This window comes from Acinetobacter sp. AOR18_HL, assembly GCF_027855145.1.
GTDB lineage: Bacteria > Pseudomonadota > Gammaproteobacteria > Pseudomonadales > Moraxellaceae > Acinetobacter > Acinetobacter pittii.
This window is the reverse complement of the sequence record NZ_JAKTIG010000048.1, coordinates 1-23,900: the sequence shown is the minus strand read 5'-3', so window position 1 is coordinate 23,900 and position 23,900 is coordinate 1. Positions and strand designations below refer to the sequence as shown.

Below are 23,900 nucleotides of genomic sequence, written 5' to 3'. Positions count from 1 at the left end.
TTATAAATCCATATAATTATATAACTATATTGCGTAGTAGCTCAGTAGGTAGAGCAGCGGACTGTTAATCCGTTGGTCACTGGTTCGAGCCCATTCTAGGCAGCCATTCAACCGTGCCTGATGAGACTTTATTAGTCAAAACATTTATTAATGTCGCGCGGAGTTGCCCATGCAGGGGAATAACTGGCAACCAGTCAATCTAACCTTAAGCAAGCCGATAGTTTGTTTAGGGCGTGGATGATCAACGGATTGATATGCAGATCACATCTTGCCCTGCACCATTATTTAGTAAGACTCAAAATGACACCAAACGAAAGAACACCGATGGCTAAATTCTTTGATTTGCTGGCGTATGAGCGAAAAGGTGCTTCTGTTACTCACAAAATGGATAAAGATGAAACAAACGAATCTATTCACATCCAAGTAAGTTGCGGTTTTGCTAAATATGAAAAGAACGGTCAACATTATGTTTTTAAGTTTAATCATCAAAAACAAGAAATTGATCAAGATTGTTTTGAAGTCTTAAAAGAAAAATTCACATATAAACATTAAAAATTAATGGCTTAAAATATCTGTAGATTTCTATATATCTACATTTCTACATAGAAATTTCATTTCTAATTTAGATAGGGATAGTTTCATTTTGAAATATTCGCTATTGCAAATTATGCGTAAAAGCATAAAATAAACGATGCAAACTTAGAAATTTCTGGGTCGACCGATAGAAATTTATTATCAATATGCGTTTATGCATAAGTGAATCAATAAGGTTGCAGCCTTCTGGATTTACTAAACAACCGACTATTTAAGCGGTTTATTAAAGCTATAAAGCGAAATGGCACAAATTTATATTTGTAAGCCATCTCTTAACAACAGTCTCCTCATGGAGAAAAGTTATGAACAAGATGAGTAACCAAAACGTAAACCCTGCAATTGTTGAACTTGTTCGCATGGGTGAAGGCTTCGGTGGTACAAAAATCACTGGCAGCACACCTGAAGAAACAAGACGCAACCTTCGCAGAGCCTTTCAAGCGGCCAAGGAACGCACGAAAAGGGATGCCACAACCTGATCAACAACTCGAAAGAAAATACATCTCCCACGCAGAATTGCACGACCTATTCTTCGTAATCAGTCAACATATAGGCTTCACTATTGAAGACATTGAGGATTACGAAGAAGACATCTTTAACCTAATCGAGCTTTGGCGAGAGCAAGGTTACATCGATATATACATAGAAGATAGCGATAGACGCTACGGTAGAATCAAAAACATGGCTTCTGTACGAAATTCTGTTCCATACTATCTAAATATGTATCACGCCCGCGTTGTTAAAGGCGAGTACGATCCTTTACTTGTTATAACTTTTGAAGATACTGACCAAGTACATCCCGATGGTCACGAAATGAAAGTGGCAAGTATTCGCTTTATGGCTATTCATGATGATTTATTTGGTGAACAAGATCCAAGAGTAAAATTCAATGATGCTGCCATGAAGCAAATTCGAAAGAAAATTGATGCCTATAGAAAACAAGGCGATCAATACAATGAAGAAAAGAAAGGCTCGCAATAAGCTAGCCTTTTATTTTAAATGAACCAAGTTAACCCCACTCCCATCGCAATCATTGTTGATCCTGTAAAACCTACAACACAATACCAAGCCTGTTTAATTCGCGTGACCACCATCTCCTGCATATACAGACTACTGGTTGAGTGCGATACCGACGGGCTATGTAAATACTTACTCAGGGCAACACCGCGGTAGACAGATAACGCTACCAGCACCATTCCAACAATCATGATCAACATAAGTCACCTCATTTGTTCAATTTGATTAGTAGCGACAATTCCAAAAATACAAAAGGCATATTTATAATTTTAAGCATTTAGTAGTTTGTTGATCTGTTTAACGCCATTGCTTTGTTTCTTAATTCTGTTACCTGCAATATCAACCTTAAAAGTTAATTTCTCAAGTGCAGTTGTGAGGCTGAAATATATTTCACGTTCTTCATCGGTTAGAGTTTCAATAAAAGCCTCTTCTGGAGACATTGAGGCAAGTCTCATCTTATGCATAGATGCATTTACCAAAGCCTCAGATGCTTTCAATGAAAGTCGGCTTAATCTTGCCGCCTTATTTCTCTCGTTATGCGTCTTAACCATTAGTGCTATAACAAACAAGGCAACTAAAACAATAAATACAGTAAGCATGTATTAGAGACTCATTTAAGACATATGCCCATTATAGTAACCCCAAATAGCTTAAAAACAGGCAAAATTTGTTAAAAATCAGGCTAATCAACAACATAAGTCCACAAGCCAACAACAAACACAGAAATTCAATTATAGGCATTTGATTTTTAAGGCATTTTTCCAAATTAATACTTAGGCATTTTCCTTCAGGCAATTAAAGCTGATTTTGGTGTGAATTAATCGTTTTTATAACTCTACTCTATTTCGCTTTTTTAGAGCGTTTTAAGCAACTTTAAGCGCAAGATATAAAAGCAATCATCTTAAGTTCTAAAATGCGAAATACGCGAAACCGTGAAGAAATACGATAGCATTTATGTCGGTTTGAAAGATACATGAGAAGAATCTCTAAAAACCCAAGTGAACCGCGCCTACATTTCCGAGAATAAGTAATATAAGAATGTTCTAAGAAGATATATTTATATATTCGAAAACTCTCGGAATACCCAAGTACACCCAAGTCTCGGTAAGCGTAGAGATATAGATGCGCGGCTTAATAAAATCCTCAAACGTATAAGAAGTGATAGAGATAAAAACAAATATTGGCAAACACTTATACACCAATACTTATAGAAATATAGAAATCCATATAGATATATAGTTCGAGTAAATATACAAGCAATCTATCTATATAGAAATGTAGAAAACTATCAATATAAAAAGCCAATCAGATAGAGATAAAAAGCATGTATAACTATCTATTAATGTAGAAATCTATATAGATAGATAACAATAATACTATACGGATAGGCATAGGTAAGCGTAGATAGAGATAGATCAGTAATAAAGAAAATAGCTAATTATTTATCTATATAGATATGTAGATAGTGACACAGGTATAAGGATAGAGATAGAGGATAATACACATGTAGTAGAAAGATAAGATGGCAAAAGAAAGGCGAACGGAGTGAGCCAAAGAATTGTGTGTTTCAATCAATCGTCTACCTAGCCATTCCTTTGACCAACAGGAAATATAAAAATCAAAACTTCGGGCGACATTCTTATTTTTATAACCAAGCACACCACGGCGCACATAGGTAAGCCGAACAGCTCCACTTCCAGCTTCACCCATACCACTATTATACCTGCACCTCTCTATCTAGGGTTGAGGCAATGCACCAATCGCCACACATCGCCATATTCCAATATGCATGCCTAGGCACTTATGTAGAAATATAGAAATCTATCTACACAGCTATATAAATGGATTTTTAGTTTTCTAGCTTTGTTTCCTGCTCTATCTCTATACACTGTTATGCATCTAAGTACACATAGAGTTTTACAGTCATGCCTATAAAACAAAACGAGCTAATGAGCGAGATGGTTAATGCAATCACTACACGCCTTAACGACCTCTATATTCAGTATTACAACGACTTTTTAAGCGTTGATGCATTTGCACGTTATCACGGTCTATCTATAGAGGATATGCAAAAGCTGATTGATTTGGGCAGACATGTGAATCACAACAGTCTTTGGAAAGAGGATAAGTAATCATGTTATTTATTCATCCTGAATTACGCGCTAATGATTGAAATTAGCGGTATTGGTGTTCGAAAATTTAAAGTTATTCCATTGCCAGCGTAAAGTTGGCTTTTTGACGCTGTACCACGGCATACCAAGGCATAAAATGGATAAATCAGGCATGCCTAGGGGGTTTACAATCTAGTGAGCGCTTACTATACTTCTGACAAATGGGTTTCGGGTTGAGATTTTCTCCCCGACGCGATTTGCTTGATGGGGGTCGTGGCTTATACCGTGTCAGTGGTTTGCACTGTAAAGAAAAGTTCCTTTTCTTGTGGTGGAAATTGGCTAGGTTAGGTTACGTCTCCCCAAACTCTCTCCAAGATTTATGAGGCAAAATTCTATGGGGGGGTTTGGGGGGGCGTTCCTTAACGTTAGTGGTTTCCGCTGTAAGAAAAGGGCATACCAAAATATAGAATATGGAATTTGAAAAATTAAAAACATTTCCTTAGAATTCCAAATCTATCGAATTAACATAACTTACAACAACTCTGCGTCTGAAAACCTCCTTTGCCCGACTATCCTCTAGGTCGGGCTTTTTTTATGCTGGGTATAAAAATTCGCGGGCGCGCATATTGAAAATTAAATTTCCCCTCCTAAATACATGAATTAGTGAAATGCAAACTTACATTAACTAAATTTTGTTACACCTATTTCTTCTTGCTAATATTTTCTTCAACTAAATAAACAAGGAGTAATTATGCTGGTTAAGCGGAAAATGCTTAAAATTCGTCGCCTTGCAAGTAAAGGTAAATTAGCTCAATGGGGCTTTATATCAGCGAACCAAGCGCAAAAGATTGGGCTAGACAACGGTTTTGTCGTGATTCTTTCATTATTGCAGGGCAAACAGGTAGAACCGAAATTTACCCGCTATAAACTCAGTGATGATATCGGCAGCGAATATGGGATTGAAACGGATGCCGACCTTTCATCCATAGATCAAAGCATCATTGATGCCATTGGTGTAGCGGTCGGTGATATTTATGATGCTGCGGTAAATTATGATGAGAAAACCGCCTATGAAGATGAGCGGGAAGATTTCGAGCGTACCAATCTCATGTTTATAGATATTGAGACTGGTCATGCCTATGACTCAAATCTTAATGAAGCGGTAGGATGGGCATAGGCTCATCCTAATATTCCAAAACAGCCCACCAAAAAAAATCAAAACTTTGGCCGACATCCTATTTTTATAACCAAGCGCCACGCATCTATATAACCAAAGAGCGCCTAGCAGCTCCTTGGAATGCCACCTTCTTATCTTTAACAACCAAGGCAGACCTAGGACTCTAATCACTACCGGGTGCGCGCCTGAACCTCAAGAAAAACCGCCAGCAAACAACCCAATGCATGCCTAGAGAATGTCTGTATAAAGCATATAGATGAAACGCGCACGCACGCGAATAGCGGAGTTTATTTATTAGTGCAAGTTTTTTATTAATGAAAATTTCGATTGAATTTTTATTCCACTAAAAAACAAACAATCAAATAAAAACTTGCATCAAATTTTTATTTGCACTAATATTTAATCAAGCAATAAAGCTTACTAACAAAAGGTCAAAAATCATGAATGCACAAGTTAAAAACACAGAAACTCTAAACATCTTTGCAGACGTTAATTTTTCAGCTCATGAAGCACGTAATGCAATAGTTATAGATCAAGAGACGATAAAAGCGTATGCAAGACAGCAGAAAGTAACGAGCAAAGCAGTAGCAGTACAGCTTGATATAGCAAACGCGATCATAAACCGTATGAATAACAAGCTTGAGACAGAACAAAAAATATCAAGCACGTTATTCAGTGACTTAAGAGAAGCATGCTCACGCTCTATGCTTACAAAAATAGACACGCTTCAAAAAGCTAAGTTTGATTTATCAGATCTAGCAACAATCATCGCTCACACTGATAAATCACACATTGACTTTGTACAAGTGAAAGTCATTAGAAAAATCTTTCAAGCGATTACAGCTATCGCTGAAAACGACAGACGCAAGCTAGACGGTTACACAATGTCAATCTTGCTAAACTTATTACAGTACGGTTCACTTACGGTTAATGAATGTCGTTTATGCTGCACTACTGAAATACGCGCACAGTCGCATGAAAAGAAAGTAAGACAGTATTATTTATCTGCGCACAGTACAGCATCATCACAAGCGTCTAGCTCACGTATGACACTGAGAGCGCTTAATATCTGTAACGTTGTGAAGTCTGTAAAAGACAGTGAAATAACGTTCAATGAAAATTCTCAGTTTATTGAAGCAGTATTGTCATTCTTGCAAATGAAAGAGAATACACAACAAGAATTAGAGCGCGTACAGCATGACATTAAGAAAGAGTTAAGCGAAAAACAAGCAAGCGCATAATTTAGTAATCAGTGATATTAGTAAGCACTTACTAATATCACTCTAATAGAGAGTAAGAACATGATTAGCAACGAACATAAACTATTAATCGCTGTGTTAATTATGAGACAAGATAACAAGCGTAATAAGTGAACATGCAAAGATAAAGAAATATAGTAAGTGATTACTATATTTCTTTATATATTAATATCGAAGTCCTAGAAAAAATGCGAATGTGTCGGGTGCATAGCCTGTGTCAATCGCGACCATTTTCCAAACACCCTTTCACCACCAGGCCTATATAACAAATACTTTACCCTTGCGCCGCTTAAATCCATACACTTATCCTTGTCCCAGTACGCCATGTCCATTATTCTTTTCAGGACGACTTTCTAATAATATTTAAGGATCAATATGAAAAGATTTTTTTTGGCTACTTTGATTTTAGTTTGTTCAAATGCAATGGCAGAAGGGGAGGGCCTGTTCGCCGAGTACACCGTGAAACCGAGCGAATCATTAAATGATATAGCCAAGCGTAACGGGACCACGTGGGCAAAGCTGGCAGAAGACAATGATCTCCCTGATCCACCAACTGTTTATGTTGGGCAAAAGCTGGCAATCATGAAAAAGATGAATAAGGACGAATATCTGGCTGCGATTGCAAAGACCCGACCAACGTGCTCAAGCAAAGAAGAATGTGTCAAGAAAATGGAAGCTGCTCATTTGTGGGTGAGTAAATACGCTGATTACAAGATCAGAAGTTCAAATAACGTATTAATCGAAACATACGCTCCGCGCGAGTTCACTGGCGAGATCATCGTAAAGGTTTCTAAGGAGCCTTATGGGAAGGGAACCTATGCGATCGTGGCCAACATGTCATGCAATAATCCGAATATGACCAAGCCTTATGACCCGATGGCCAGTTGCAAGAGAAACGTTTATAAGGAAATTATTAAGTTCAACGATTTCGTTAGTTCTTATTAGCTTTAAGCTATTTGACCAAGTAAAGAGGGAAAAGATGGCTTCAAAGGATGATTTAAATTATGTTGCTTACCACATTATCGAAATTCTGGAAGAACAGGGTTTAGATAATTCTTATATTAACGAAAAAATAGATCGTCTTTACGAATTCGGCGAAAATAAAGCCGCTACATTGCTTTGGGCTTCAAACCAGCTCGATAGTAGAAATTTTAGATTACTTTTGGGCAAACTTAATTTAACTCCCGATCAAGTAAAGATATTTTGTCGCGTATTGAACAAGCTGAAAAAATATTTGGGCTACAATTTATTGAGCTAAGCTTTTTAATTACCTATGATATTCCGAATAAATTAATGCCCCATATATCACTTGAGGCATTTCTTACTGCACTTGGCCAGATTTAATTAACTCTAGCGCTTTTTTCTTCAATTCCTTCCTACGCTCTTTTTCAGCAATCTTTTCTTCGCGAATGGCTTCAATATGCACACCGAAAAGCTGATCAGACAGATTGCCACTTTCAAGCAAACGTGCAAAAGCGTCAACAATCTCGCCTTGAGTGAGTTTATGCTGTTTTGCCATATTTTCTAAGGTCTGGATTGTCTCTGGACGCAAAGTGATGGATGTTCGAACTAAACCTTTTTCTTTATAAAATTTGGAAGAGTTAGTAGCTGCCATTATTTGCTCCAATTAAAATTTGATGAAAATTAAAACTTGCATATTATAGTTATTATTGCATTGATCACGCTGAAATACCACAAAATAAAACGGGCTTGCCCAAAACATTGAACAAGCCCAGAACACTATGCAGCTTTTTTGAAACCGAGCTTTTCAAACTCGAAATTCGCAACGATATTCTCGCCAAAGCCGGGTGTTTCTCTGATGATCTGTAAACGCTGTCTAGCGTGAGATTTGAGCGTTGAATTGTGCTGGTCTGTGAAATCAACAATAAACGCAACGTTTGGACCGAATTTCTTAGCACGTAACCCGCGCCCAATACGCTGGCGTAAGGCAACTTCCGCTTTCCCACCACCGGCAAGAATAATCAACCCGACAGCAGGGACATCCACACCCACATCAAGAATTGTTGTTCCAATCAGTACATCAATATCCTTATTGGCAAGTTCGGTGAGCGCAGATTTACGTTCTCCCTGATCATCTTCACCGCGAATATATCTCGCTCTGATACCTATATCGTCAAACAGCTTCAATAGGGTGTCGCCATGCGAGGTATGCTGGACGAGAACCATCGCCGTCATGCCATATTCACGGGCTTTGAGAATTTCCATACAGATGGCATTGTTCCGCTCTTCGTTTTGCACGATTCCCAAGCGATAGGCAGCTTGCCAAGGGGTAATAGAGTGTAATTTGGCTGGCTTTTTCTTCAATTCGACGATTTTGAAGTAAGGCTTAGCAAGGATTCCGCGATCAATCAGCATTTTTTCCGTAACCTTGATGGCAATCGGTCCGGAACAAGCCATCAAACGCATATTTGACTCTTGGCTTTCACGCATGAACGGCGTTCCGGTCAATGCCAAGCGGTAATAGGCGTTTTTACAGTGGCGCATGATCTCGTAATACGAATTTCCACCTGCCTCATGTGCTTCTTCGAGAATTACGAACTCAAAAAGCTCCAAAAGCTTGATGGTTTGCTGTCTAACGAGTGATTTTTCCTTGAATTTTGCTTCTGCCTTGGCTTGCATCGCAGGTGCCTTGTCCTGAAGCTCCTTTTCATGTTGCAGTGCAAGGTTATGAAGCACTTTTTTGATTTCGGACTCGACTTTACCGACCTTAATTAGCTGTTTTTTAGTGTCCGAAATCTCTTTTTCGTGTTTTTTGACTACGTTGTCATAAAGGATCTGAAATTCCTTCTCTAAAGTCGTCTCTTCCAGCTTGGCGGCGAGGGTTTGAACCATTCCGACCGTCATTTTCTTGATGGAGAGCTGACCTTTTTCATTCACCTGTCCAAAACTGCCATCACCAATGACCGAACATGCAACGCCATTTGCTTCGAATGCATCTTTCATCTGATACATCAGAATCGAACGGGTTGTTAAAAACAAGGTAGGGCGGTTAATTCGGGCCTGACACAACATGGCAATGCGTGATTTACCGCCACCAGTAGCGACTTGAGCGATAATCTGGCCATGACGTACAAGACGATCCATAACTTCCGGCTGGTAATCGTAACGAGGGTCATATCCGTAACTATCTACCACTGGTCGGGCAGGTCCAAGTGGAGCGGGGAGGGGTTTTCGTGCGAGTTTTACTTCAAAACCTGCCTTCTTGAGTCGATCCGTAACATGGACTACAAATCCTGCTGGAAAAGAGCACTTGGCAAAGTCAAAAAATGACGATCTGCCATCCCAACGGTGCTGTCTAAACGCTAGAGTTTCTTCGGCGCCATCCACCAAATAACTAAGCGCCGACTGTACTTCAAGTTTCGCCTCAACAGGAGGCTTGTGTAGGATGGCATTTACGGCGTCATAAGCGATTGTTACAACTTTTCCCATTTCAATACCTTTTGCATTTGCTTAATATTTGGCTTAAATTATAAGTAAGCACTTACTAATATTTCAAAGTAGTTTCCTATGTCAGTTGAATATTTAGAAATCGACCCAGGAGAGCTTTGGCCTAATCCTTGGAATTCAAACGTCGTATCACCTGAAAACGAGCGAAAAATCGAAGAAGGTATTAAACGTCACGGTATGTTTAAGCCAATTATCGTTCGTACCCTTCTTGATGGCCGCTTACAGATCATTGGCGGTCAGCACCGAGCAATGATTGCTAAACGTCTTGGTCTACTCACTGTGCCGGTAATGAACCTTGGGCGCATTGACGAAGCCAGAGCAAAAGAGATCGGTCTAATCGACAACGGTCGTTATGGCGAAGATGACATCGTTAAGCTCAACGAAATTCTTCATGATCTTGGCGGTATCGATGAATTGATCGATGTAATGCCTTGGTCAAGTGAAGAAATCGACATCTTCTCTAGCACTAATATAGCGCTGGACGCTCTAAGCGATCTCGATTCGCCATCAGAGGAAGTTGAATTACCCAAGACAACCAAAGTTCAAACTCACCAAATCATGCGTTTCAAGGTTCCGATCGAGGACGTAGACGCAATTACCAAACTCATCGAGAAGACCATTAAGGCACAGGGCTTTACCGAATCCGACAGCTTGACGAATGCAGGGGATGCCTTGGTTTATCTCTTGGGAAGCAAGTAATGAAACCATATGAAGGATGGGATGGCTAATGACCGATTTATCTCAAAAAGGGCAGGTTCGAATGTACCGACGGGGTGGCCAATACCCTGTAGACCTTGAAGCAATCCAGTTTAATGGAAACAACGGCTCCGAAATTGAACTCTGGCTTGGGGTTCACTGCTCAACCCAAATGAAAACAGTAGCCAGAGTAGGGGGAAATACCGATGAAGACTTTTCCCTTGTCATTCCCGGCATTGGTACAGCCGAGGCAGGTGATTACATCGCTAAAAACCTAGATGGAACGGTGGTCATCCTCAAGCCAGACTATTTCGAGAGCGAGTTTCAGGAAGTTATCACTTTCAACACGCCTGAACAGGAACATGAAGGGGCGGTTCCCGAAGTAGATGACGGCGCCTTGAAGTTTTTGAAGAAGTTCTGCAATGGATACCGCATCGTTTCAACATGCGACCTAACAGAATTGCAGATTGCAGAAGCCAACGTAGAAGGTCGTCTCTATATCGAACCTGAAGGTGGCTTCGGATGGGTAGCGCTCCCTTGGGAATTAACTACCGTCAGGGATCGGCAACGCGAAAAGTTCTACCAGATCAACAAGCAGTTGATTGAGCAAACCGATACGCGGGTGGCCGAATGAGCGAACTAAAAATCCAAATGTGGATTGTTGACGATGTAAAGCCTTACGAACTCAACGCCAAAATCCACAGTGAAGAACAAGTCGCCAAGATTGCCGAGTCGATTGCCCGCTTCGGTTGGGATCAACCCATTGTGGTAGATAAAAATGGCGTAATCATCAAGGGGCATGGTCGCCGTCTTGCAGCCATCAAGTTAGGTTTAATCGAAGTACCTGTTCTGGTCCGCGATGACTTGAATGAAGAACAGGTGAAAGCTGCACGCTTGGCCGATAACCGAGTTGCCATTGGTGACATTGATGCCGACCTGCTCAAGCTGGAGCTGCAATCCATCAACATCGAGTTCCTTGAGGACATCTTCGACAGCAAGGAGCTGGAGTTCATGCAAGCCGACCTCTCCGAAATGAACGTCGATGTGATTGTTGATGATCTGGACAGCGCGGTAGCCGAGCAACAGCGCCATACGGCAAATGCAGTATCGGAATCGAACGAAAAACCTATCCGAATCGACAAGGTTTTAGGGTTCAGCGAAGTATCGGGCAAAGAATCACGTTCCATTCACTACTTTATGGCCATTGCAGAAGATGCAACTGGACTAGAAGGGAAGGACGCTTTCGTAACGTATATCAGCAAATTGGTGGAGAGCGCTTAATGGCTGTTTATAACATCGATGTCCGATACAAAACGTCAGTTGAGCGTACCGAACGTGTACTGGAAATTGCCGAGTCGTTCGGGTTGGGCTTAGATGCGAAGGAATTTGTGGTTTTCGATAACACGCCAATTGAAATCGAGCAGGGAGACATCGTTTACATCACTGGTCAGTCTGGTGGCGGTAAATCGACCCTGCTACGGAAGCTGGCGGAACAAATGGAACAAAGCGGCTTAAAAGTCGCTGACCTGAATGCCATTGAGCATGATGACCGTCCAATCGTCGACCAGATTGGCGAAACACTAAAAGACGCTCTGGATGTACTCACCATTGCCGGCATCACTGATGCCTATATCTGGCTAAACAAGTTTGATGCCCTCTCGGACGGCCAACGTTATCGCTTCAAACTGGCAAAACTGATTGAGAGCAAGGCGGACGTCTGGATTGCAGATGAATTTCTTGCCGTTCTTGATCGAACTGTTGCCAAAGTTGTTGCGTACAACATTCAGAAAATTGCCCGAAAACTCGGAACAACCGTACTGGTTGCCACAACGCATGACGACATGGTTGAAGACCTCAACCCAAGCCTCTTCATTGATAAGCGATACCGCGAAAAAGTGGTAATCACCAAAGCACCTGAAGGATTTAAACAAGTATGACTAATCGATCAAAAAAAGTTGTAACTAAAGACACTGTAGATGCTCATGAATTCGCGTCAGAAGCATCCGAAACTGTTGCAGAGCAAATCGTTCAAGCAGAAGTTGTGGAGCGTTCTGAGAGCGAACCAGCGCAAACCAAGCGCACATTAACCCTATATTCTTCAACCGTCTGCTCACCTTGCAAGACCATCAAGCCGATTCTGGAAAAACAAATGCTAGGTCGCGCAACCGAATACCATGTGCTGACCATTGATCCAAACAATATCGAACCTGAAATCAAACAGCAGTTTGAAGAAGCGGGCGTAACGCAAGTGCCTACCCTGATCTGCAAGGAAGATGGCAAAGAGGTAGGTCGTTTATCGGGATACAGTGGTGTTCGACCGCTACTCGATGTCTTGAAAGCTTGGGAAGTGATTTAACAAAGGGCGTTTAACGCCCTTACTTGATTGAGAAAGGTATGGAAAAGGTTTTACTCGATACACCAGATATTCTCGTTACTCGTAAATCACCTAAGCAAAACCACAACCTGTCATTGCTCAAGGACATCATTGTGGAGCCGGGTGACAAGAGTGACTGGGACCTTCTGCACGAATTGCACTACAAGGCAGAAACGCTGCCGATCGGTTCAAGGTTCTGGAAAGTAACCCTGCATGGCAAGACCATTGGTGTCGGGATTCTGGCTGTTCCCAAAATGTTGCTTTCGGGTCGTAATGACTTGTTCAAATATCTACGTCCAAACGTCAACGGCAAGGATACCCGCCTGATCAATAAAAGTCGGGCTGAATGGCTAAACGAAAATGTCTGCACCAATAGCCGACTTGTACTGGACACCATCTACCGTGGTTGCGGGATTGCGTATCGTGCCCAAAATTTAATGATGCGCATGGTGGATAGAAAACATACCGAGTTCCAAAGCTCGATGTCGAAATTCAATCCATTCGCGGAAAGGGCAGGCATCAAGTTCACCCCGCCTAAGCAGGCGACCAATTATCAACGCGGTGTGGACTTCTTTGTGAAATGGTTTGAAACCAAGCATCCGACAGATGTTGTGGGGATTCTGGAGGAGCTGAGCTCCAAACCCGAACCTATCAAAAAGAAGATCATCGCTGAAATGCGGAAGTTCTATTACCAATACAGCTCTTTGGAAAAATCCGGCAATAACCGGCTGAATGGTTTTAGCCGTGTAGAGAGCATGCCTGTCGAAAAGCTGCTAAAGAACATTCAACAACTGGTTTTTGCGTCTCCGTTATATGGGGTCTATACCAATCCTGACTTGATCTACAAAGCCAAACATCCTGAGCACGAGATTCCCAAACGGGTATCAATTTTGGCATTTGACTGTCAGAAACCAGACGACCCCCTAAATGTTGAACTCATTAAATCAAGAGGGCTTTTATTCGAATGCAATTAGGTCTAACCCCAAAACAGATCGAATTACTGACAAAGATTCGCGATAAAAATCCAGACGGTTCTTTGCTCTCAATCGAACAGCTTCATGACGCCGTGAGTTACACCTGCACCCGACAAGCCATTACATGCAGCCTAAATTTTCTGATTAAAAGAGGCCTGATTGAGAAGAGCGGGCAAAACGTGGTGAGAAACGGGCGTAGATTTACGGTCGTCAGCATCAAGCCATTGGGCGAGGAAATACTAAACGCCTATGTACCTTCGCTACGGCAGGTACTTGTAGAAAATGAGGATGAGGAAATTGAAAAAATCTTCTAAGGTAAAAAGCGTTAAGAAAACCTCGCCAAGTTGGTTCCGCACTCCGTACAATCGCTTATGGTATGTTTTGGTCCAAGACCCAAAACAATTCTTGGCTATGGAAGATGAAAGCCATCATGCGCTTTACGAGATTGCTAAAGAGCATTTTCAGTCCCATTTTAAAGCCATCACTTTCTATGCCGCCAACAATTCGGGCGAGTTGATTGCCGCGATCTATTATCCGAGGATGTTTGACGCTGACGAAAATGAGGTACTAACCGTGCTTTGCCATGAGTGTGTTCACATATGGCAGGAATTCGCGGAAAGCCTACATGAACACGAGCCTTCGCGTGAATTTGAGGCTTATACCATTGATGAGATTTTTGGAAACGTCCTGACTGAATACCGCAAGTTAGTGGAAATCAATAAAGCCCATACCGAGAGTAAAGCCATTAAACATAAAAAACAGCCCGACCTTGTTTAATTCCGACATTTGGGTAATTTGGGTTTTCCGCAACTCTTCGAATAATATATTATTAATAAGTGCTTACTTTATTGTATTATTAATATATTCGGAAAACTGCGGAACTCCCAAATGTCCCAAGTACAGGAAATCTTTCTTATCGGCGAAGATTTTGAGCCAGGCATCGTCGGAAATTCTGAAATTGATATTTTATTGGGCCATGACACGGCGATCTGTGGAGAGTTCGCAATCAGGAAGGAAGATGGCTATACACACTGTCCGGACTATTGCGAGGATAAGAATATAACTTTCAGGGAGTTATACAAATTAAACTTACATCCACTCATCCTTCCAGCCAGCCATGAATCCTCCAAAAGACGCTCTAAAAAAGCTTTAGAGAAAGCCGAACAGCTTCAAGACAAGTTTGTTGCAGTCTTTATTCTTGGCTCTGAATTTTACGTAACCAGACCATTTGAAAGTGAAAATACAGCACTAGCTTGCGTGCTTTGGTATGCGCTTGCTTATTACTCTTAAATAAAATTATTAATAAGCGCTTATTATTTACTTTTGGTTTTATTTTGCTTATCCTAGAGGCCATCGGACATGTTTGAAATGGTGCGTGTCTGACTTTTTAGAGGGCGCATATCATTTAGTAGCTGGTACGCGCCTTTTTTTTAGGTGATTGCATGACTGAAGAAACAGCCAACAAACGCAGATACCCTTCAGCAAGTGCTTGGGCAGAAGCAGAGGCGTTATGGGCTTCTGGTGATGTGACACTAGAGGACTTAGCCAAGAAAGTCGGGGTAAGCGCAACTTCTGTTTCCCTTCACATGAAGAAGCGGAAAATCACGAAAGGGGAGAAGGCCAAGGAACATTCCGAGCGTATCTCCAAACAGGTCGCCGAAGATATTTTGTCAGAAGGGACCGTACATAGCCAAAGAATTAAGGAAACCAAAGAAGAACATTACAAGATGGCGACGGGCCTGGCTCGCCTGACTTGGAATGAAATTGTCACTGCCAAGGCAAAGGGCGGTGCCTATGCGGCGATTCAACAAAATTTAAAAGCACTAGAAATCGCTTCGAATGTTTTGGCAAAGATCCGCCAAGAACGGTACGCCGTTTTAGGTTTGGATAAGCCTGATGCTGTAGATGCTACTCAACTTCCGGAATTGGTAATTGAAGAATTGACGGCCGATCAGGTTCAACAATTGAAAGAGCGTGATTTCAACAATGGTAATTACGACTTTGAAGATGAGGACATGTTAGAGCCATCAAATGATTCAGGGGAATGATGGTTTTAGATGGCAGATAAGGTTCGGCTTTCATTGCATCCAAAGCAAATGGAAGTCTATCTTTCAAATGCTCGATTTCGCGTAGTGGTTGCTGGTCGCCGATGGGGTAAGACCAGCCTTTCGCGTACTCTGATTATCAGTAAAAGTAGAAAGCCAAGACAAAGAATCTGGTACGTAGCGCCAACTTACCGAATGGCAAAACAAATCATGTGGAAGGATTTGATTGAAGCCATTCCTCGGAAGTGGGTAGTTAAGATTAACCATTCAAGTCTATCTATTGAACTTGTTAATGGCACCCTGATTGAACTTAAAGGCGCTGATGACCCAGACTCTTTGCGTGGTGTGGGTATCGATTTCTTGGTATTGGACGAATTCCAAGACATTAGCGAAGAGGCATGGACACAATGTTTGCGTCCTACCCTTGCCTCTACAGGTGGTCATGCCATCTTTATCGGCACACCTAAAGCATATAACCAGTTATATACCGTCTATATGCAGGGACAAGACCCGAAAAAGGTCGAAGCTGGCCAATGGCAGTCATGGCAGTTCCCAACCATTACATCTCCATTTATTCCTGAATCGGAAATTGAAGCGGCTAGAGCCGATATGGATGAGAAATCATTCAAGCAGGAATTTTTGGCTTCCTTCGAAACCATGTCTGGACGTGTTTATTACCCGTTTGATCGTAAGGAACATGTCGGGAAATATCCTTTTGATCCAAAACTGCCAATCTGGATCGGCATGGACTTTAACATCGACCCAATGAGTACCGTCATCATGCAGCCGCAACCAAATGGCGAAGTTTGGGTGGTTGATGAGATTGTCCAGTTCGGCTCTAACACGGAAGAGATTTGTGAAGAGATTGAACGGAAATACTGGCGGTATATGAAACAGATTGTCATTTTCCCCGATCCTGCTGGCGGTCAACGCCAACATGCTCGTGGTGAGTCCGACTTGGACATCATGCGCGAGAAGGGATTTAAGAAAATTCTTTACAGAAGAAAGCACCCTGCAATTGCCGACAGGGTAAATGCAGTTAACCGCATGTTGAGAACTGCGGATGGAACAGTTGCATTAAGGGTTGATGAAAAATGTAAGCATTTGATCAATTCATTTGAACAGACCATCTACAAACCAGGTGGACGTGATGTTGATAAATCAGGTGGTGTAGAACACAGTGCCGATGCCATTGGATATGCAATCGAGCACCAATTCCCACTTCGTAAGATTGAAATTAAAGGCGTTTCAATTTAACCTATATTATTAGTAATCGCTTACTAATATTTTGAAGGCGATAAGATGACAACCGAACTATCCTCATACGACCGACATGCAATAAGTTCGACCGCTTCCTCAGAAGAAGCGAATGACCCTCTTGTACGTTTAGTATCACGTCGTCATCCACTATATGAAGCCATGTCCAAACACTGGATGTTTATGGATGACACCTATAGCGGTGGCAGAGAATGGTTTAATCATCATATCTTCAAATACATCAAAGAGGGTGATGCCGAATTCAAGGATCGTATCTCACGCGCTTATCGTTTCAACCATACCCGCGAAGTTGTAGATTTAATTAATAAATATTTATTCAAGCAGGAAATCACCCGCAATAAGGTAGATGCTCCTGCCGACGTGGTGAAGTTTTGGAAAAACTGCACCAAGAGCGGCTTAACGATTAATGATTTCGTTCGCCAGATCAGTAAGAAAACCTCAATTTACGGTCGTATTGGGGTAGTTATTGATATGGATGCGGTACCAGAAGATCAAAGACCCTTAAACAAACGGGAAGAAAAGGAAGCTGGGCTATCTGCTTACGCCTACATCATCACTCCGCTTCAAATGCTGGATTATTCGTTTGATGATCACGGCAAATTAAACTGGATGCTGATTCATGAAGTGGTTCGCGACGATGAGGACCCACTAAATTCAACAGGCAAGGCGATTCACCGCTTCCGCTTATGGACGAAAACGGAATGGAAACTGTTCGAAAAGCAGAATGATGATCAGAACGGCAAGATTACGATTAAAGAGATTGATCGAGGTAGGATCTGCTTTAATGCCATAGTAAACATCCTAAAAATTGAACAACGATAATTTTTACACACTCATAAATTATTAGTAAGTGCTTATTTATAAAATATAGTAAAAATGTTATATTTTCTCAACTAATCTAAGGCGAGAAAATCATGACCGAACCAGTATCAACTACTATCGGTGGATTCGCTGCTTGGAAGGCATTTGGCATGACTATCGTAGTCGCAATCTGTGTGATGGCAGTTGCGGCTGTAGTGCTCATGATGCGGATGCCGAGATCTCCGAGAGAGTGGGGAGTTGGCTTGATTACCACAGTAATTTCAAGCTTGGCTGGCGGCTCTTTCATCATCATCAAATTTAACCTTCATGCTTGGGCAACAGACGTATGGGGAATGATCGCGCTTGGCGGTTTCTTCTTCACATGTGGTTTGCCGGGGTGGGCTATTGTCCGTTGGATTTTCAACTATATCGAAAAGAAGGAGGATTCCGACATTTTCGAAGTTGCAACTGATATTAAAAACGACCTGAAGGAGTTTAAAGATTAATGAGTAGCATGGTATCCGCACTTGCATCAGTGCAAATGGCTCAGATTGCGCAAACTTATTCTTGGCTTCGGGCGATGTCAGGAGGCAGATTAACTCAGGAACAAGTAACTGCTGGTGACGAGATTATCGAGAAGGCGGGATTAGAAACTTTCGCCAAACTCATTGGTTACAAACTTGAATCTGGCGTTACAGGGCAATGGGATATTTCCGAAAAAGGATATGAACTTATACGTGGATTTGAAGGTTTCAGGAATACGGCATATCTGGATACTGGTAGCGTCCCGACTATTGGCTTCGGCACAATCAAATATCCAAACGGCCAACCTGTAAAAATGGGTGATACTTGTACTCGTGTTCAAGCAGAAGAATGGCTTAAAAACGATTGTAAGTGGGTTGATGCTTGTCTTGATAAGTATGTGAAGGTCAAGGTAACTCAAAATCAATTTGATGCGCTTGCTTCGTTTGTTTACAACGTAGGTGAAACTGCATTTGTCAAAAGTACAATGTTGGCTGTCCTTAACCAAGGGAACTATATTGCTGCTGCAAATCAGTTTGATCGTTGGATTTTTGACAATGGCAAACGTATTAATGGATTAGTTAACCGCCGTGCTGCTGAAAAGAAATTATTCTTATCATGAAGCATTTCGGTACATTAATGCTGTGCATCCTGTTTTCAGGATGTACAGCTTCAACAATTCAAAACAATATCCATGTCACTGTCTGTTTACAGTGTGCACCTATGATGAGCCGATAGAACAATGATTTCATTTCTTTGGCATCTGGTAGGGGGAATAATGTTTTTAACAACATGCATTATCCTTATGTACTCTTATCTTCAAAACAAATCTTAATTTGAATTTAAAACTAAACCCAATTTTACTTCTTCCTGTGAACTCTTTTTTTTAAAAACGCTCTATGCTTTGAATTACAAGAGTTCTAATAATAACAGTACAAAAATTCCGTTGTGGATAACTTAAAACCTATTTGAATTTAAAATCTTTTCTTTTTTTCTTTTAGAAGCTCTGAAACGATTGCTATCAAATACTTTCAAAGCCTATTAAGGTACAAAAACTCCGTTTGAGCGGTACAAATACTCCGTTTTAACGGTACAAAAAGTTTTAATTACGGTACAAATATTCCTTTTTAACGGTACAAAAATTCTGTCCTGTATTTTCAATAGTTTAAAAGGTACAAAAACTCCGTTAAATCGCCTTTAACGGTACATTTTCTCCGTTAGAAGTCCTATAAAGGTACAAAAACTCCGAATAAGTACCTTTTAAAGCCATTTTTCCATTAACTTAAAGAATACATAAAAGGATTTCGGTACATTTTCTCCGTTTACACCCCTATAAAGGTACATTTTCTCCGCTAAACTAATAGCCAAAATCATCATAACGGTACAAAAACTCCGATAGGGGAGTGATAACGGTACATTTTTTCCGTTCAAAACAGGCGATAACGGTACAAAAATTCCGAAGGAATGCCTATAAAGGTACAAAAACTCCGGTAATGTCATTACATTGTCATGTTTTGGTCAAAATCCTTAAATATAAATCCGCTCAATTCTGACTGATTAACTAGATTTACAAACATTATCTAATCATGTACCTTTTACGAAAACCAATAAAACCTTTCTGAAACGGAATATATGGCAGAACTTATTAGGAATTCAGATGTTTATAAAGCGAATGCATTGATTAATGCAAGCTACGCTTTGGACACTGCTGAGCAAAGAATAATTCTACTCGCCATTTTAGTTTCCAGAAACAAGAATGCAGATCTGACTGCCGAAACGATTATCGAGATTCCGGCTTCCTTATATGCCCAAAAATTTAATACAACAGTGAGCGCGGCATATAAAACACTGAAGGAAGCCGAAGATACCTTATTTGAAAGACGTTTTTCTTACACCACAATGCGAAATGGCAAGATTGAGGTGGTTCGGTCACGTTGGGTATCACGAGTTTCATACGTTAAGGATGATGCATTATTAACGATCACCCTAGCTCCTGATGTGATTCCTCTAGTAACCAAGCTAGAAGGAACCTTTACCAAATATGCCATCGACAATTTACGCGATGTGACCAGTAAATATGGCATCCGTCTGTATGAGTTGGTCGCTAGTTGGAAAAATTCGGATATACGAAAAACTCCTGTTTATGACTTTGAGGACTTCCGTGCCAAGATGGGCCTTCTTCCTCATGAGTATAGAGACAAGAAAAATCCCGAAAGTACGGATATGACCAACTTCAATAAACGTGTATTGAAGCCGGCAATTGATCAGATTAATAGTTTTACTGACCTGTTTATTACTGAAAAGAAAATCAAGACAGGACGTAATATCACGGGCATTTATTTTGAAGTAAGTTTAAAAACCGATAACTTCATTGAAGGCGAAGCGAAAGAAATCCATGACAGCAAGCCTTCTTCCGATTCAGCTAAAAAGACAGGCGCTCCTTTAGAAAACATTAGGCTTCCAAAAGTATCGACCCAAGAGTTTTTGGGTAGTGATCTCAGCGAAGAGGACCTTAACAAAGAGAACCCATTAAAAGAATTTATCGTTGAATCTGGCGTTTATAAGTCTGCTATTGAAAAGCCAGTAGAAGAAAAGGATGAATTTGAATTAAATGGCATAAAACGACTGTATGAGGCACTATTAAAGCTGGATGAGGGCGTAACCAAGGAATACGTCCGCGAATATGCCCAGATTAAAGGCGTAACTCTACAACACGCATTAATTGAACTTTATAACTCTAAAAGACCGGCTTAAACATTCCGGTACTTGGGTCTTTTCCGAAAACTTGGGTTTTTGAAGTGCTAACGAATAATTAAATAATACTTTCTATAATATTTAAGTTTTTATATTAATTATTCGGAAACGATCGGATGTCCCAAGTTGAAAAACAAATACCCAAGTATTTAGATTGGGCGGGTCACTTTTATGGCAATGACCTTGATTTAGAACATTACGAAATTCTCACCATTCAGTACATTCCCAAGAAAGAGCGGAAGCTAGAAACGTAGTTAATGACAACCAAGTGGTTTGACTATAGGCTGATGCATCCCATGCAAGCCACTTATTACTTCTTTCGTAAGCGTCCGCTGAATCCCATACCAATTTTTTAATTCGATTTAGGTTTCCAGCAGTGTGGCAGTAACTCTTCAATCTGGGTCACTTTATGTGTCGGTAGCTTTTTCAGCACATCACTTAAATAGGCATACGGATCCAAGCCATTCAGCTTTGCTGACTGGATTAAAGTCATGATATTTGCCGCTCGCTGTCCACTGCGCAGCGAACCTGCAAACAACCAGTTCTTACGGCCCAATGCCCAGGGACGCATTGAGTTCTCTGCCCAGTTATTGTCAATGGGTAGATTGCCATCATCCAGATAGCGGCTTAAGGCTGGCCAACGCTTCAGACTGTAATTGATCGCCTTGGCGGTTGGAGAACTCGATGGCACCGTCAGATCATGTTGGTTGAGCCATTCATACAGTTGTTGCCTCACCGGTTGGCTGTGCTGTTGTCGGTATTCGCGGCGGTGTTCTGCTGTACTATCGGTCTTTTTCCTGAGTTCTGCTTCTATGGCATACAGTTTCTGAATCAGCACTAATGCCTGTTCAGCGATCTGACTTTTCCCGGTCACATGCAGTTCATGAAATTTACGACGTGCATGTGCCATGCAGCCCACCTCAATGACATCGCCTGATTTAAAGCGTGCTTTATAACCACTGTAATCATCACAGACCAGATGGCCCTGCCAGCCATTCAGGAACTCTTCTGCATGCTGACCTGAACGGCTATCCTGAAAGTCATAGATCACCGCTTGAACTGGATTGTACTGTGTGGTGGCATAGGCCCAGACATAACCTTTCTTCGGTTTTTTCTCATTCTCACCCATCCGCATAATGGTGACCGGCGTTTCATCGGCATGGATCACCCGCTGTTGCAGCACCACCTGTTTTAAGGCATTGGCCAGAGGTTCCAGTTCCACACCGCAGCGACCAATCCAGTCAGATAACGTGGATCTGGACAGATCAATGCCCGCCCGCTGATAGATCAGGCGCTGACGGTACAGCGGTAAATGATCGGCATACTTCGATACCAACACATGGCTGAGCAGTTCAGGTGAAGCAATGCCTTTATCAATCACATAGGCTGGCATCGCTTGCTGAGTCAGGGTGTCGCACTGATCACAGACCCATTTGCCACGGATATGCTGTTCCTTATAGAACTGTGCCGGTCTGAAATGCAGTTTTTCACTGACATCTTCGCCGATACGCCGGAGTTGGCATCCACAAGCACATTGGGTTGATGCAGGTTCATGCTCAATACGGATGGTGTGTAGATGATCTGGCAGTGGTCGACGTTTAGGTTTATTGACTGTGGCTTTGTGTGTCACTGCATCGGTTTTATCTGCATTCAGCCGCTCCAGTTCTAGATCAACCGCGGCAATATCTTCTTCAACCGCTTCATCCCACAGATGGATTTGTTTTGCCGTTAAGTGTTCATTCTTTTGGGCGAATTTGTGCTTTTTAAACAGCGCCAGTTCATGCTCGTATTTTTGAGTGAGAATAGAAAGATGTTGAACTTTGGCATCCAATTGCTGGTTTGATTTTTCTAACTCTTGATTTGATTCTGCCAGAGACTGATGCTGCATTGCCAACTGTCTGGTGAATTCCAGCAGTTGTTCATGGGTCAGTTGGCTTAAGTCAGGCAGCGTATTCATGACCGCAGTATGCCTGAGGTCATGAGAAGAATGAAATAGAACGTTTGGAGAATAGCAGAATGGAACAGTCTGGTTTAAAGCATCGTCACCACCTGCTGTCGTCCAATGCGCTGCCAAGGTAAACCCTGGATCAGTGCCTGTAACTGTTCCGGACTTATCGCCATGCTTTCACCCTGGTGAACCTGCGCCCAGTGGAATTTTCCCTGTTCCAGCCGCCGGGCACACAGCCAGATGCCCAGTCCATCATGTACCAGCACTTTCATGCGATGGCCACGTTTATTACAGAACAGGTAAGCACAATGCGGTTTGATGTAGCCAAAGGCTCTCACCACCTGAGCCATGACAATATCCATCCCTGCTCGCATATCCAGAGGTTGGGTAGAAAGCCAGATTTCATCAATGCGGATCATGTTGCAAGTGCCTTGAGTAATTCTGCTAAAGCAGATATTTCTGATACTTGCCATTTCAAGCCAATTTCTGCTTTTGAGTGGGGTAAAGTAATTTGAACCTTTAACATGTCAGTAGGAGTAGGATCTAATGGTGCAGAGCAAGATAAGGCAATAAATGCAGGTTTATTCGGTAGTGGTGAGCGATCATTCCCTGGCTTAGCATCAATTAAGCGAATCCATTTGGATACAAGATTTGTATTCAATCCATGTTGCAAAGCGACCGAAGCAATTGAAACGTCCGGTGCTTTACAAGCCTGAACGATCTGCTGTTTAAATTCAGCACTGTATGTTCTTCGTTTTTTCGCAAGAGATGCGATGGATGTCTGGTGATTTGTAGTCATAAATTTTAGTCCCCACTTGTTTTTAAGTGTGGACTAAATTAAGGCTTATAGGATGAATTCAGAAGGTGTGTTCAGCGGACGCTTAC

31 protein-coding genes and 1 tRNA gene are annotated in these 23,900 nt (G+C 41.5%); 25 read left to right on the top strand and 7 right to left on the bottom strand.

Going from position 1 to position 23,900, the window contains the following annotated elements:
- Positions 1-30: 30 nt before the first annotated feature.
- The 4 genes from MKL51_RS12790 to MKL51_RS12775 all read left to right on the top strand — a co-directional run bounded on the left by MKL51_RS12790 (position 31) and on the right by MKL51_RS12775 (position 1,572).
- Positions 31-106: transfer RNA gene (locus MKL51_RS12790), tRNA-Asn, on the top strand.
- Between the two features lie 194 nt (positions 107-300).
- Positions 301-552, top strand: a complete 252-nt coding sequence (locus MKL51_RS12785) for a hypothetical protein (RefSeq protein WP_004832969.1) — start codon at positions 301-303, stop codon at positions 550-552.
- A gap of 344 nt (positions 553-896) precedes the next feature.
- Complete coding sequence (locus MKL51_RS12780; protein ID WP_002123623.1) at positions 897-1,070, top strand: hypothetical protein; 174 nt, start codon at positions 897-899, stop codon at positions 1,068-1,070.
- Positions 1,057-1,572 (top strand): hypothetical protein, encoded by a 516-nt coding sequence (locus MKL51_RS12775; RefSeq protein WP_002123634.1) that lies wholly within the window; start codon positions 1,057-1,059, stop codon positions 1,570-1,572. The genes MKL51_RS12780 and MKL51_RS12775 overlap by 14 nt, the downstream gene beginning before the upstream one ends.
- 14 nt (positions 1,573-1,586) lie before the next feature.
- Here the strand turns inward: MKL51_RS12775 and MKL51_RS12770 are convergent, their stop codons facing one another.
- Together MKL51_RS12770 and MKL51_RS12765 are read right to left on the bottom strand one after the other, a co-directional pair.
- Positions 1,587-1,787 carry a hypothetical protein gene (locus MKL51_RS12770; protein WP_227552546.1) on the bottom strand — a complete coding sequence of 67 codons (201 nt, stop codon included), beginning with the start codon at positions 1,785-1,787 and terminating at the stop codon, positions 1,587-1,589.
- Positions 1,788-1,877: 90 nt separating this feature from the next.
- Complete coding sequence (locus MKL51_RS12765) at positions 1,878-2,207, bottom strand: hypothetical protein (RefSeq protein ID WP_002123631.1); 330 nt, start codon at positions 2,205-2,207, stop codon at positions 1,878-1,880.
- 1,350 nt (positions 2,208-3,557) lie between these two features.
- On the opposite strand from MKL51_RS12765, the gene MKL51_RS12760 reads away from it, so the two are divergent.
- From MKL51_RS12760 to MKL51_RS12740, 5 genes are all read left to right on the top strand, one after another.
- A complete protein-coding gene (locus MKL51_RS12760) occupies positions 3,558-3,740 on the top strand; it encodes a hypothetical protein (protein ID WP_223235332.1) in 183 nt (60 codons plus the stop codon).
- A 730-nt stretch (positions 3,741-4,470) separates the two neighbouring features.
- On the top strand, positions 4,471-4,896 hold the full coding sequence (locus MKL51_RS12755; RefSeq protein WP_000960557.1) for a hypothetical protein: 426 nt from the start codon (positions 4,471-4,473) through the stop codon (positions 4,894-4,896).
- Between the two features lie 440 nt (positions 4,897-5,336).
- Complete coding sequence (locus tag MKL51_RS12750; protein WP_002125709.1) at positions 5,337-6,137, top strand: hypothetical protein; 801 nt, start codon at positions 5,337-5,339, stop codon at positions 6,135-6,137.
- Positions 6,138-6,530: 393 nt separating this feature from the next.
- Positions 6,531-7,100 (top strand): LysM peptidoglycan-binding domain-containing protein, encoded by a 570-nt coding sequence (locus tag MKL51_RS12745; RefSeq protein WP_270904328.1) that lies wholly within the window; start codon positions 6,531-6,533, stop codon positions 7,098-7,100.
- A gap of 34 nt (positions 7,101-7,134) precedes the next feature.
- Positions 7,135-7,413: a hypothetical protein gene (locus MKL51_RS12740; protein ID WP_000146944.1), complete on the top strand. Its 279-nt coding sequence runs from the start codon at positions 7,135-7,137 to the stop codon at positions 7,411-7,413.
- Between the two features lie 63 nt (positions 7,414-7,476).
- On the opposite strand, the gene MKL51_RS12735 is transcribed toward MKL51_RS12740, so the two are convergent.
- Together MKL51_RS12735 and MKL51_RS12730 are read right to left on the bottom strand one after the other, a co-directional pair.
- Positions 7,477-7,770, bottom strand: coding sequence for a hypothetical protein (locus MKL51_RS12735; RefSeq protein WP_000741665.1), 294 nt, complete (start codon positions 7,768-7,770; stop codon positions 7,477-7,479).
- A gap of 125 nt (positions 7,771-7,895) precedes the next feature.
- Positions 7,896-9,605, bottom strand: a complete 1,710-nt coding sequence (locus MKL51_RS12730) for a DEAD/DEAH box helicase (RefSeq protein ID WP_000521251.1) — start codon at positions 9,603-9,605, stop codon at positions 7,896-7,898.
- A 78-nt stretch (positions 9,606-9,683) separates the two neighbouring features.
- Here MKL51_RS12730 and MKL51_RS12725 point away from each other — a divergent pair, with 78 nt between their 5' ends.
- The 16 genes from MKL51_RS12725 (at position 9,684) to MKL51_RS12650 (ending at position 21,321) form a co-directional block, all read left to right on the top strand.
- Positions 9,684-10,322 carry a ParB/RepB/Spo0J family partition protein gene (locus MKL51_RS12725; RefSeq protein ID WP_000110211.1) on the top strand — a complete coding sequence of 213 codons (639 nt, stop codon included), beginning with the start codon at positions 9,684-9,686 and terminating at the stop codon, positions 10,320-10,322.
- A gap of 28 nt (positions 10,323-10,350) precedes the next feature.
- A complete protein-coding gene (locus tag MKL51_RS12720) occupies positions 10,351-10,953 on the top strand; it encodes a hypothetical protein (RefSeq protein WP_000131110.1) in 603 nt (200 codons plus the stop codon).
- Positions 10,950-11,600: a ParB/Srx family N-terminal domain-containing protein gene (locus MKL51_RS12715; protein ID WP_001292430.1), complete on the top strand. Its 651-nt coding sequence runs from the start codon at positions 10,950-10,952 to the stop codon at positions 11,598-11,600. Before MKL51_RS12720 ends, MKL51_RS12715 begins: the two co-directional genes overlap by 4 nt.
- Entirely contained in the window at positions 11,600-12,256 is a 657-nt protein-coding gene (locus tag MKL51_RS12710) for an ATP-binding cassette domain-containing protein (protein ID WP_000312034.1), read from the top strand. Before MKL51_RS12715 ends, MKL51_RS12710 begins: the two co-directional genes overlap by 1 nt.
- Positions 12,253-12,675, top strand: coding sequence for a thioredoxin family protein (locus tag MKL51_RS12705; protein WP_000184979.1), 423 nt, complete (start codon positions 12,253-12,255; stop codon positions 12,673-12,675). Before MKL51_RS12710 ends, MKL51_RS12705 begins: the two co-directional genes overlap by 4 nt.
- A 38-nt stretch (positions 12,676-12,713) precedes the next feature.
- Positions 12,714-13,667 (top strand): hypothetical protein, encoded by a 954-nt coding sequence (locus MKL51_RS12700; protein ID WP_002125699.1) that lies wholly within the window; start codon positions 12,714-12,716, stop codon positions 13,665-13,667.
- Positions 13,658-13,981: a hypothetical protein gene (locus MKL51_RS12695; RefSeq protein WP_001175928.1), complete on the top strand. Its 324-nt coding sequence runs from the start codon at positions 13,658-13,660 to the stop codon at positions 13,979-13,981. The genes MKL51_RS12700 and MKL51_RS12695 overlap by 10 nt, the downstream gene beginning before the upstream one ends.
- Positions 13,956-14,444 carry a hypothetical protein gene (locus MKL51_RS12690; protein WP_001228682.1) on the top strand — a complete coding sequence of 163 codons (489 nt, stop codon included), beginning with the start codon at positions 13,956-13,958 and terminating at the stop codon, positions 14,442-14,444. The genes MKL51_RS12695 and MKL51_RS12690 overlap by 26 nt, the downstream gene beginning before the upstream one ends.
- 111 nt (positions 14,445-14,555) lie before the next feature.
- Positions 14,556-14,957, top strand: coding sequence for a hypothetical protein (locus MKL51_RS12685; RefSeq protein ID WP_000084570.1), 402 nt, complete (start codon positions 14,556-14,558; stop codon positions 14,955-14,957).
- A 152-nt stretch (positions 14,958-15,109) separates the two neighbouring features.
- Entirely contained in the window at positions 15,110-15,715 is a 606-nt protein-coding gene (locus tag MKL51_RS12680) for a hypothetical protein (RefSeq protein WP_000134192.1), read from the top strand.
- A 9-nt stretch (positions 15,716-15,724) separates the two neighbouring features.
- Positions 15,725-16,969 carry a phage terminase large subunit gene (locus MKL51_RS12675; protein WP_002125703.1) on the top strand — a complete coding sequence of 415 codons (1,245 nt, stop codon included), beginning with the start codon at positions 15,725-15,727 and terminating at the stop codon, positions 16,967-16,969.
- Positions 16,970-17,014: 45 nt separating this feature from the next.
- Positions 17,015-17,812 (top strand): hypothetical protein, encoded by a 798-nt coding sequence (locus tag MKL51_RS12670; RefSeq protein WP_002125706.1) that lies wholly within the window; start codon positions 17,015-17,017, stop codon positions 17,810-17,812.
- A gap of 92 nt (positions 17,813-17,904) precedes the next feature.
- Positions 17,905-18,297 carry a hypothetical protein gene (locus MKL51_RS12665; RefSeq protein WP_000138815.1) on the top strand — a complete coding sequence of 131 codons (393 nt, stop codon included), beginning with the start codon at positions 17,905-17,907 and terminating at the stop codon, positions 18,295-18,297.
- On the top strand, positions 18,297-18,935 hold the full coding sequence (locus tag MKL51_RS12660; RefSeq protein WP_004832954.1) for a lysozyme: 639 nt from the start codon (positions 18,297-18,299) through the stop codon (positions 18,933-18,935). The genes MKL51_RS12665 and MKL51_RS12660 overlap by 1 nt, the downstream gene beginning before the upstream one ends.
- Before the next feature lie 1,010 nt (positions 18,936-19,945).
- Complete coding sequence (gene repM, locus MKL51_RS12655; RefSeq protein ID WP_000818856.1) at positions 19,946-21,067, top strand: replication initiation protein RepM; 1,122 nt, start codon at positions 19,946-19,948, stop codon at positions 21,065-21,067.
- Positions 21,068-21,183: 116 nt separating this feature from the next.
- Positions 21,184-21,321: a hypothetical protein gene (locus MKL51_RS12650; protein ID WP_004832952.1), complete on the top strand. Its 138-nt coding sequence runs from the start codon at positions 21,184-21,186 to the stop codon at positions 21,319-21,321.
- Positions 21,322-21,419: 98 nt separating this feature from the next.
- On the opposite strand, the gene MKL51_RS12645 is transcribed toward MKL51_RS12650, so the two are convergent.
- The 3 genes from MKL51_RS12645 to tnpA all read right to left on the bottom strand — a co-directional run bounded on the left by MKL51_RS12645 (position 21,420) and on the right by tnpA (position 23,814).
- On the bottom strand, positions 21,420-23,024 hold the full coding sequence (locus MKL51_RS12645) for an IS66-like element ISAba46 family transposase (RefSeq protein WP_017402503.1): 1,605 nt from the start codon (positions 23,022-23,024) through the stop codon (positions 21,420-21,422).
- A 74-nt stretch (positions 23,025-23,098) separates the two neighbouring features.
- Entirely contained in the window at positions 23,099-23,434 is a 336-nt protein-coding gene (gene tnpB, locus MKL51_RS12640) for an IS66 family insertion sequence element accessory protein TnpB (protein ID WP_004832949.1), read from the bottom strand.
- Positions 23,431-23,814 (bottom strand): IS66-like element accessory protein TnpA, encoded by a 384-nt coding sequence (gene tnpA, locus MKL51_RS12635; RefSeq protein WP_004646130.1) that lies wholly within the window; start codon positions 23,812-23,814, stop codon positions 23,431-23,433. Before tnpA ends, tnpB begins: the two co-directional genes overlap by 4 nt.
- Positions 23,815-23,900 lie beyond the last annotated feature (86 nt).

Excerpts from the sequence above, each read along its gene's own strand:
- MKL51_RS12785 (WP_004832969.1), top strand. The coding sequence starts at position 301 with ATGACACCAAACGAAAGAACACCGATGGCTAAATTCTTTGATTTGCTG.
- MKL51_RS12780 (WP_002123623.1), top strand. The coding sequence starts at position 897 with ATGAACAAGATGAGTAACCAAAACGTAAACCCTGCAATTGTTGAACTT.
- MKL51_RS12775 (WP_002123634.1), top strand. The coding sequence starts at position 1,057 with ATGCCACAACCTGATCAACAACTCGAAAGAAAATACATCTCCCACGCA.
- MKL51_RS12770 (WP_227552546.1), bottom strand. The coding sequence starts at position 1,787 with ATGGTGCTGGTAGCGTTATCTGTCTACCGCGGTGTTGCCCTGAGTAAG.
- MKL51_RS12765 (WP_002123631.1), bottom strand. The coding sequence starts at position 2,207 with ATGCTTACTGTATTTATTGTTTTAGTTGCCTTGTTTGTTATAGCACTA.
- MKL51_RS12760 (WP_223235332.1), top strand. The coding sequence starts at position 3,558 with ATGAGCGAGATGGTTAATGCAATCACTACACGCCTTAACGACCTCTAT.
- MKL51_RS12755 (WP_000960557.1), top strand. The coding sequence starts at position 4,471 with ATGCTGGTTAAGCGGAAAATGCTTAAAATTCGTCGCCTTGCAAGTAAA.
- MKL51_RS12750 (WP_002125709.1), top strand. The coding sequence starts at position 5,337 with ATGAATGCACAAGTTAAAAACACAGAAACTCTAAACATCTTTGCAGAC.
- MKL51_RS12745 (WP_270904328.1), top strand. The coding sequence starts at position 6,531 with ATGAAAAGATTTTTTTTGGCTACTTTGATTTTAGTTTGTTCAAATGCA.
- MKL51_RS12740 (WP_000146944.1), top strand. The coding sequence starts at position 7,135 with ATGGCTTCAAAGGATGATTTAAATTATGTTGCTTACCACATTATCGAA.
- MKL51_RS12735 (WP_000741665.1), bottom strand. The coding sequence starts at position 7,770 with ATGGCAGCTACTAACTCTTCCAAATTTTATAAAGAAAAAGGTTTAGTT.
- MKL51_RS12730 (WP_000521251.1), bottom strand. The coding sequence starts at position 9,605 with ATGGGAAAAGTTGTAACAATCGCTTATGACGCCGTAAATGCCATCCTA.
- MKL51_RS12725 (WP_000110211.1), top strand. The coding sequence starts at position 9,684 with ATGTCAGTTGAATATTTAGAAATCGACCCAGGAGAGCTTTGGCCTAAT.
- MKL51_RS12720 (WP_000131110.1), top strand. The coding sequence starts at position 10,351 with ATGACCGATTTATCTCAAAAAGGGCAGGTTCGAATGTACCGACGGGGT.
- MKL51_RS12715 (WP_001292430.1), top strand. The coding sequence starts at position 10,950 with ATGAGCGAACTAAAAATCCAAATGTGGATTGTTGACGATGTAAAGCCT.
- MKL51_RS12710 (WP_000312034.1), top strand. The coding sequence starts at position 11,600 with ATGGCTGTTTATAACATCGATGTCCGATACAAAACGTCAGTTGAGCGT.
- MKL51_RS12705 (WP_000184979.1), top strand. The coding sequence starts at position 12,253 with ATGACTAATCGATCAAAAAAAGTTGTAACTAAAGACACTGTAGATGCT.
- MKL51_RS12700 (WP_002125699.1), top strand. The coding sequence starts at position 12,714 with ATGGAAAAGGTTTTACTCGATACACCAGATATTCTCGTTACTCGTAAA.
- MKL51_RS12695 (WP_001175928.1), top strand. The coding sequence starts at position 13,658 with ATGCAATTAGGTCTAACCCCAAAACAGATCGAATTACTGACAAAGATT.
- MKL51_RS12690 (WP_001228682.1), top strand. The coding sequence starts at position 13,956 with ATGAGGAAATTGAAAAAATCTTCTAAGGTAAAAAGCGTTAAGAAAACC.
- MKL51_RS12685 (WP_000084570.1), top strand. The coding sequence starts at position 14,556 with ATGTCCCAAGTACAGGAAATCTTTCTTATCGGCGAAGATTTTGAGCCA.
- MKL51_RS12680 (WP_000134192.1), top strand. The coding sequence starts at position 15,110 with ATGACTGAAGAAACAGCCAACAAACGCAGATACCCTTCAGCAAGTGCT.
- MKL51_RS12675 (WP_002125703.1), top strand. The coding sequence starts at position 15,725 with ATGGCAGATAAGGTTCGGCTTTCATTGCATCCAAAGCAAATGGAAGTC.
- MKL51_RS12670 (WP_002125706.1), top strand. The coding sequence starts at position 17,015 with ATGACAACCGAACTATCCTCATACGACCGACATGCAATAAGTTCGACC.
- MKL51_RS12665 (WP_000138815.1), top strand. The coding sequence starts at position 17,905 with ATGACCGAACCAGTATCAACTACTATCGGTGGATTCGCTGCTTGGAAG.
- MKL51_RS12660 (WP_004832954.1), top strand. The coding sequence starts at position 18,297 with ATGAGTAGCATGGTATCCGCACTTGCATCAGTGCAAATGGCTCAGATT.
- repM (WP_000818856.1), top strand. The coding sequence starts at position 19,946 with ATGGCAGAACTTATTAGGAATTCAGATGTTTATAAAGCGAATGCATTG.
- MKL51_RS12650 (WP_004832952.1), top strand. The coding sequence starts at position 21,184 with ATGTCCCAAGTTGAAAAACAAATACCCAAGTATTTAGATTGGGCGGGT.
- MKL51_RS12645 (WP_017402503.1), bottom strand. The coding sequence starts at position 23,024 with ATGAATACGCTGCCTGACTTAAGCCAACTGACCCATGAACAACTGCTG.
- tnpB (WP_004832949.1), bottom strand. The coding sequence starts at position 23,434 with ATGATCCGCATTGATGAAATCTGGCTTTCTACCCAACCTCTGGATATG.
- tnpA (WP_004646130.1), bottom strand. The coding sequence starts at position 23,814 with ATGACTACAAATCACCAGACATCCATCGCATCTCTTGCGAAAAAACGA.